The following is a 7,618-nucleotide window of genomic DNA, read 5'->3' as shown; positions in this document are numbered from 1 at the left end:
CGGATACAGGACCCACGGATACAGGGGGACGTGGTAACGTTTACCGCTGCAATCTGGATCTGGACCGCGCGCGCGGGGGAGCGACCATCATGACGATCATCGTCCATCATCTCGAAAATTCACGATCGCAGCGTGTGCTGTGGATGCTGGAGGAGCTGGCGCTCCCCTATGACGTCAAGCGTTACGAGCGTGATCCGAAGACCATGCTGGCGCCACGCGAGTTGCGCGACGTCCATCCGCTCGGGAAGTCGCCGGTGATCGTCGACGACGCGACGCAGGGTGACGCCGGCTCGCGGGTGATCGCCGAAACCGGCGCGATCGTCGAATATCTGGTCGACAAGGCGGACGGGAAGCTCGGCGCGCCGTCGCGGCGGGAGGAGGCGCTCTCCTATCGCTTCTGGCTGCATTATGCGGAAGGTTCGATGATGCCGCCGCTGCTGGTCAAGCTGGTGCTGATGCGCATTCCGGTGCTGGGCAAGCGCATCGCCGCGCGGATCCAGCCGATGATCGACCGGCACCTGGATTATGTCGAGAGCGTGCTGGCGCGACAGCCGTGGTTTGCCGGGGAAGCGTTCAGCGCGGCGGACATCATGATGAGCTTTCCGCTGGAGGCGGCGCGCAGTCGCGGCGGGCTCGACGCCACCCGGCCGGCGACGATCGCGTGGATCGAGCGCGTTCACGCGCGTCCCGCCTATCAGCGCGCGCTGGCGCGCGGCGGCCCCTATGCTTATGCCTGAGACGGGATCGGCCGCATCACCGCTTCGGGGGCGGCGGCCGCCCTTCTGGTTTGCGACACGGATTGTGGCGCGCCGCGACTCCGCTTAAGTCGCGCAGCATGACGACCTCGACCAACGACATCCGCCGCTCGTTCCTCGATTATTTCGGTGCCACCGGACACCGTATCGTGCCCAGCGCGCCGCTTGTGCCGCAGAACGATCCGACGCTGATGTTCGTCAATGCGGGCATGGTGCCGTTCAAGAACGTCTTCACCGGGCTGGAAACCCGACCCTATTCCACCGCGACATCGTCGCAGAAGTGCGTCCGCGCCGGCGGCAAGCACAATGATCTCGACAATGTCGGCTATACCGCGCGCCACCACACGTTTTTCGAAATGCTCGGAAATTTCTCGTTCGGCGACTATTTCAAGGAGCAGGCGATCACGCACGCCTGGACGTTGCTGACGAAGGAATGGGGGTTGCCGGCGGACCGGCTGACCGCGACGGTCTATCACAACGACGACCAGGCGTTCGACCTGTGGAAAAAGATCGCCGGCCTGCCCGATCATCGAATCATCCGGATCGCCACCAAGGACAATTTCTGGGCGATGGGGTCGGACGGGCCGTGCGGGCCGTGTTCCGAGATCTTCTACGATCATGGCGAGCATATCGCGGGTGGCCCGCCGGGCAGCCCGGACGAGGATGGCGATCGTTTCGTCGAGATCTGGAACCTCGTCTTCATGCAGTTCATGCAGGAGGCGGACGCGATCGTCGGCGACCTGCCACGCCCGTCGATCGATACCGGCATGGGGCTGGAGCGGATCGCCGCGGTGATGCAGGGCGTCCACGACAATTACGATACCGACACGTTCAAGGCGTTGATCGCGGCGTCGGGCGCGCTGACGCATACCGCCACCACGGGTGACAATCAGGCAAGCCACCGTGTGATCGCCGATCATCTGCGATGCGCCGGCTTCCTCGTCGCGGATGGTGTGCTGCCCGCCAATGAAGGGCGCGGCTATGTGCTGCGCCGGATCATGCGGCGCGCGATGCGGCACGCCCACCTGCTGGGCGCGAAAGAGCCATTGATGCACCGGCTGGTGCCAGCGCTGGTGGCGGAGATGGGGGCGGCCTATCCCGAACTGGTCCGCGCGCAACCGCTGATCGAAGCGACGCTGCGGCAGGAGGAAACTCGCTTCCGCCAGACGCTCGACAAGGGGCTGCGGCTGCTCGACGAGGCCACCACGGGAATGCACGCCGGCGATGTCCTGCCGGGCGAGACCGCGTTCCGGCTCTACGACACATATGGTTTCCCCTATGATCTGACCGAGGATGCACTGCGCGCGCAGGATCTGGGGGTCGATCGCGCCGGTTTCGACGCGGCGATGGCGGAACAGAAGCGCGCCGCACGGGCCGCGTGGAAAGGGTCGGGGGCGAAGGCGTCGGACGAATTATGGTTCGACATCGCCGATGCTGTCGGTGCGACCGAATTCACGGGCTATGCCAACGACACTGGCGAAGGGGTGGTGTTGGCGCTGGTGAAAGACGGCGCGCGGATCGATCGCGCTGGCGAGGGCGAGCCGGTCGATGTGATCGTCAACCAGTCGCCCTTCTACGCCGAAAGCGGCGGGCAGGTGGGTGACGCCGGCACGATCACCAGTGAGCAAGGTCTCTCGGCCACCGTGTCCGACACGTCGAAGCAGCTTGGCAAGCTGTGGGTGCATCATGCGACGATCGGCTCGGGCGAAATCAAGGTCGGAGACACCGTCCGCCTTTCGATCGATACCCGGCGCCGTGCCGCGATCCGCGCCAATCACTCCGCCACCCACTTGCTGCACGAGGCGTTGCGGCAGCGGCTCGGCACGCATGTCGCGCAAAAGGGATCGCTGGTCGCCGCGGAGCGGCTGCGCTTCGACGTATCGCATCCCGCCGCCATGTCGAGCGATGACCTTTCCGTGGCGGAAGCGGCGGTCAACGCGCAAATTCGCGGCAACGGCCGCGTGGAGACGCGCCTGATGACGCCAGACGACGCGATCAAGATGGGTGCGATGGCGCTGTTCGGCGAAAAATATGGTGATGAGGTCCGCGTCGTCTCGATGGGGAGCGAGGAGGACGGCAGCACCTATTCGATCGAATTATGTGGGGGCACCCATGTCTCCGCACTGGGCGATATCGGTGTGTTCAAGATCGTCGGCGAAAGCGCGGTATCGAGCGGGGTACGTCGCGTCGAGGCGCTCACCGGCGAGGAAGCACGCAGCTATCTGAATGCGCGCGATGAGAAGCTCCGCGAGGCGGCGGCCCTTCTGAAGACCGCGCCGGACGATGTGCCCGCCCGCGTCGCCGCACTGGTCGAGGAACGTCGCCGACTGGAAAGGGAGCTGGCGGACGCCCGGAAAGCGATCGCGATGGGCGCCGGGGGCGCGGCGAACGCGGTCTCCGAGCGTGTCGGCGGGGTCGCGATGCAGGCGCAGGTGCTCGACGGTTTCGATGCAAAGGGGCTGCGCGGCGCGGTGGATGACGTCAAGCAGCGGCTGGGCTCGGGCGTGGCGATGCTGGTCGCCGTCAACGAAGGGCGCGCGTCGGTCGCGGTCGGCGTCACCGACGATCTGGTCGGCTCGCTCAACGCGGTAAATTTGCTCAAACGCGCGGTCGTGGCGCTGGGCGGCGAGGGCGGCGGCGGCCGACCGGATATGGCGCAGGGCGGTGGCCCCGACGGCACGAAGGCGCAGGAGGCGATCGCCGCTGTCCGCGCCGCGCTAGCGGAAACCGCGTCGGCGGGATAACGGGCCGCCAACGCACAAAGGGGCCGGGATCCCTCTGATCCCGACCCCTTCGTCAAGCCGTTCGGCATGCGCTCGATCGACGGCGTGATGCGAAAGAGCGGGCCGAACGGGCCCGCTCCCCGCAGCCGATTACTTCGGCTTGCGCTTTTTCGCCGACGTGGTCGTCGCCGTGGTGGCGCTTTCGGTCGCGGTGCTGTCGCTGGCGGTGGCGGTATCGGTCGATGCCGTCGCGCCCATTGGGGTAGCGCTCGCCGTCGGGCTGGAGGTGGTGGATGCCGCCCCCGCCGGTGATGCGGTGCCCATCGCGGCCTTCAGCTGCGCCTCGGTCATGCCTAGCGTCACACCCTTCGGTCCGGGGCCGAAACCGGCGGTCGGCAGCTTGGCATCACCCGCGGTGGTGGTGACGGTGACACCCGATGCATCGACCGTCTTGATCGTGCCGATCTGCGTGCCCGCCGCGCCGAACACCGCGGCACCCGGCACCAGCTGCGATTTGAAGCTGGCGGCGGCCTGCGCCTGTTGCTGGCTCGCGGCAGCCTCAAGCTGCGCCTTGGTCATCGCCAGCACCGGCCCGTTGGTGCCCTTGCCCAACGACGTCAGCGGAATCGCCGCCTTGACGGTGCCGGTATTGACGACGGCGTTGGTGCCATCCGTGCTTTCGACCGTACCGACGGTCGCGCCGGACGTGTCATAGACGGTTGCGCCGGTCGTCACGGTGGCGCTGGCCTGCGCACCCGCCTGTGCGGTCGGGGCTGGCGCTTCTTGCGCACTCGCCGCGGCAGGCAGAACAACGGCCGAAGCCAGTGCGAAAACGGCAAAATTCTTCACGAGGAACTCCTCTTGTCGTTTGGAATAAGACAGGATTGAAACACATGTGTATCAATCAGGGTTCCCATTCTCGGTCCCGGTGGATGGACCGAACGTGAACGCGCCATTCAGGCGAGCCTCACATCTGTTAATATGTTCCCCTCCCGTTCCATTGCGGCTATACCGTCCGCATGGCGAAACCTCAGAAGCGATACGTCTGCCAGTCGTGCGGCTCCGTCAGCCACCGCTGGCAGGGGCAGTGTGACGATTGCTCGGCGTGGAATACCCTTGTCGAGGAAGCCGGCGCCGTCGTCACGCCATTCCAGGCCAAGCACAATTTGCAGGGCGGCGGGCGGACGATCGAATTGATCGGGCTGAACAGCGACGTCACGCTGCCCGACCGGCTGCCGTTCGGCATCGCCGAACTTGACCGCGCACTGGGGGGCGGGCTGGTAGCGGGATCGGCGACGCTGATCGGCGGGGATCCGGGCATCGGCAAATCGACCCTCCTGTTGCAGGCCGCCGCCGGGCTGGCACGCGCCGGTCATGACGTGGCTTATGTCTCTGGCGAGGAGGCGGCGGATCAGGTGCGGTTGCGCGCACAGAGACTGGGGCTGGGCGACGCCCCGGTGCGGCTCGCCGCCGCGACGTCGACGCGCGATATCCTGACGACGCTGGGTGCGGGCACGCCGCCGCGCCTGCTGGTGATCGATTCGATCCAGACGATGCATTCCGACCTGATCGAAGGGGCGCCGGGCACGGTCAGCCAGGTGCGCGCCAGCGCGCAGGAACTGATCCGCTTCGCCAAGGAGCGGGGCACCGCCGTCATCCTCGTCGGTCACGTTACCAAGGACGGCACGATCGCTGGGCCGCGCGTGCTGGAACATATGGTGGATACCGTGCTCGCCTTTGAAGGGGAGCGCAGCCATCAATATCGCATCCTGCGCAGCCTGAAGAACCGTTTCGGCGGCACCGACGAGATCGGCGTCTTCGCGATGGCGGGCGCTGGCCTTGCGGAGGTGAGCAACCCGTCGGCGCTGTTTCTGACACAGCGTGACGAGGGCGTGACCGGCGCCACGGTATTCCCCGCGCTGGAGGGCACGCGCCCGGTATTGGTGGAGATTCAGGCTCTGGTGGTCAGGCTCGCCAGCGGCGCGACCCCGCGCCGGGCGGTGGTCGGCTGGGATTCGGGGCGGCTCGCGATGATCCTGGCCGTGCTCGAAGCGCGCTGTGGACTGAGTTTCTCGACATGCGAAGTCTATCTCAACGTCGCCGGCGGATATCGCGTACAGGATCCGGCGGCGGATCTCGCGGTGGCGGCGGCGTTGATCTCCGCGCTCAGCGAGCGGCCGGTCCCCGCCGATGCGGTCGCCTTCGGCGAGATCGCGCTGTCGGGCGAGTTACGCCCCGTCGCACATGCACCGCTGCGCCTGAAGGAGGCGGCGAAGCTGGGGTTTGAGCGGGCGCTGGTGCCTGCTTCGGCGGCACCCGACAAGGCGATGCGGTCGACGTCGTTTCGGACGCTGGGGCAGTTCGTGGACCATCTGCTGGGCCGGGGATGAGCCGCGGCCAACCTTCCGCATCGCCGACGCACTCTAGCCGCCGCGCGCGCCGCACCATAAGAGGCGGGATATGGACCTGCACGGCCTAGACATCATCGTCCTCATCCTGGTCGGGCTGACCGCGATCGGCGGTGCGCGGCGCGGATTCGTCGGGGAAGTCCTGGCGCTGTTCGCCTGGGTGGCGATGATCTTTGCGCTGAAGATCTTCCATCTGCCGCTGTCGAAGGCACTGGCCGGGCCGATCGGCACGTCTTCGGGCGCGACGGTGCTGGCATTCGTACTGCTGACCGGGGCGACCTATCTTGCAAGCCGCCTGATCATCAATGCGATCGCGCAACGGACGCGCACCTCGGTGCTGGGGCCGGTCGATCGCGCGCTCGGCTTCGGTTTCGGCGCGCTGAAGGGTTTGATCCTCGCCAGCCTTGCCTATCTGTTCGTCGTGCTGGTGCTCGATACCATGGGGGGTGGACCCACACGCCGCCCCGGTTGGTTGGTCGAGGCGCGCACCTATCCGCTGCTGAGCGCCAACAGCGCGTCGATCGCCGACGTGGTGGACCGGCGCAGACGCGGGCAACCGATGTTCGGGCCGCGCGTGACCACGCCGACGCCCGACAAGACAAGCGAACCGACCCCATGAGCCTCGATCTCTATACCCCCGAAATCAGCGCGCTGGCGCTGGGGAATCCCTATCCCGACCGGCTCGACGATCCGGCGGGAAGCTCCGAGCGCCGCTCGCCGATCTGCGGTAGCCGGGTGACGATCGACGTCGCGCTGGACGATGCGGGCCGGGTCGCTGCGCTGGGTTCGCAAGTGCGCGCCTGCCTGTTGGGGCAGGCATCGGCAACGCTGCTGGCGCGCCATGCGATCGGGCGTTCGCCGGAGGAACTGGCGATCGCCCGCGATCAGCTGACGCAGTGGCTTGGCGGCGAGGGCGGGGTGCCCGATTGGCCGGGGATCGACATTTTCACCCCCGGGCTGAAGCTGACCGCGCGTCATCCCTCGATCCGTCTGGCGTTCGAGGCTGCCGCGGAAGCAGCCGAGCGCGCGCGCCTGGGCGTGGCCGCCTGATGGACCATGCCGCCGCGGGGGGATCGCTGGTTCGCGATGGGACCATTCTTCTGGGCGCGGGGCTTGTCTTCGTGCTGCTGTTTCGCCGGCTGGGGCTGGGCGCGACGCTCGGCTTCCTGATCGCCGGCGCGCTCGTCGGGCCGCATCTGCTGGGGTTGGTTGGCGATGCCGAGTCGAAACTGGGCTTTGCCGAACTCGGCATCACGTTGCTGCTGTTCATCGTCGGACTGGAATTGAGCCCGTCCCGATTGTGGCGATTGAAGCAGGATATCTTCGGCCTCGGCCTGGTGCAGGTGGTGGCGTGTGGCATCGCGATCGCCGCGATCCTGGCGCTGGTGGCGAAGTTCTCCACCGCCGCCGCGCTGGCGCTGGGCATGCCGCTCGCGCTGTCGTCGACCGCGCAGGTGTTGCCGATGCTGCAATCGTCGGGTCGGCTGCGCACCCCGTTCGGGGAACGCGCCTTCTCGATCCTGCTGTTCCAGGATCTTTCGATCATTCCGATGATCACGATCATCGCCGCGATGAGCCGCAATCCCGCGGATGCCGGCGGTCCATCTGGTTGGGTGCTGACGCTCTACACCGTCGGCGCGATCACCGGGCTGGTCGCGGCAGGGCGGTTCGTGCTGGGGCCGCTGTTCCGGCTGATCGGCAATCTGGGCGAGCGCGAGATGTTCGTCTTCGC

The 7,618-nt window shown here is 67.0% G+C and carries 7 protein-coding genes; 6 read left to right on the top strand and 1 reads right to left on the bottom strand.

Annotated features, from left to right (window positions below):
• Positions 1-89 precede the first annotated feature (89 nt).
• Together ACFDSW_RS12670 and alaS are read left to right on the top strand one after the other, a co-directional pair.
• Positions 90-737 (top strand): glutathione S-transferase family protein, encoded by a 648-nt coding sequence (locus tag ACFDSW_RS12670; RefSeq protein WP_375250651.1) that lies wholly within the window; start codon positions 90-92, stop codon positions 735-737.
• Between the two features lie 98 nt (positions 738-835).
• On the top strand, positions 836-3,499 hold the full coding sequence (gene alaS, locus ACFDSW_RS12665; protein WP_375250650.1) for an alanine--tRNA ligase: 2,664 nt from the start codon (positions 836-838) through the stop codon (positions 3,497-3,499).
• 129 nt (positions 3,500-3,628) lie between these two features.
• Here alaS and ACFDSW_RS12660 read toward each other — a convergent pair whose 3' ends face one another.
• Positions 3,629-4,327, bottom strand: a complete 699-nt coding sequence (locus ACFDSW_RS12660; protein ID WP_375250649.1) for a hypothetical protein — start codon at positions 4,325-4,327, stop codon at positions 3,629-3,631.
• A gap of 170 nt (positions 4,328-4,497) precedes the next feature.
• On the opposite strand from ACFDSW_RS12660, the gene radA reads away from it, so the two are divergent.
• The 4 genes from radA to ACFDSW_RS12640 all read left to right on the top strand — a co-directional run.
• Positions 4,498-5,868 (top strand): DNA repair protein RadA, encoded by a 1,371-nt coding sequence (gene radA, locus ACFDSW_RS12655; RefSeq protein ID WP_375250648.1) that lies wholly within the window; start codon positions 4,498-4,500, stop codon positions 5,866-5,868.
• A gap of 70 nt (positions 5,869-5,938) precedes the next feature.
• Positions 5,939-6,505, top strand: coding sequence for a CvpA family protein (locus ACFDSW_RS12650; protein WP_375250647.1), 567 nt, complete (start codon positions 5,939-5,941; stop codon positions 6,503-6,505).
• Positions 6,502-6,936 (top strand): iron-sulfur cluster assembly scaffold protein, encoded by a 435-nt coding sequence (locus tag ACFDSW_RS12645; RefSeq protein ID WP_375250646.1) that lies wholly within the window; start codon positions 6,502-6,504, stop codon positions 6,934-6,936. The genes ACFDSW_RS12650 and ACFDSW_RS12645 overlap by 4 nt, the downstream gene beginning before the upstream one ends.
• Positions 6,936-7,618 (top strand): cation:proton antiporter (locus ACFDSW_RS12640; RefSeq protein WP_375250645.1); only part of this gene is annotated, 683 nt, incomplete at its 3' end. The genes ACFDSW_RS12645 and ACFDSW_RS12640, both read left to right, overlap by 1 nt.

The organism is Sphingomonas sp., from assembly GCF_042091075.1.
Classification (GTDB): Bacteria; Pseudomonadota; Alphaproteobacteria; order Sphingomonadales; family Sphingomonadaceae; genus Sphingomonas.
This window is presented reverse-complemented; position numbering and strand designations above follow the sequence as displayed.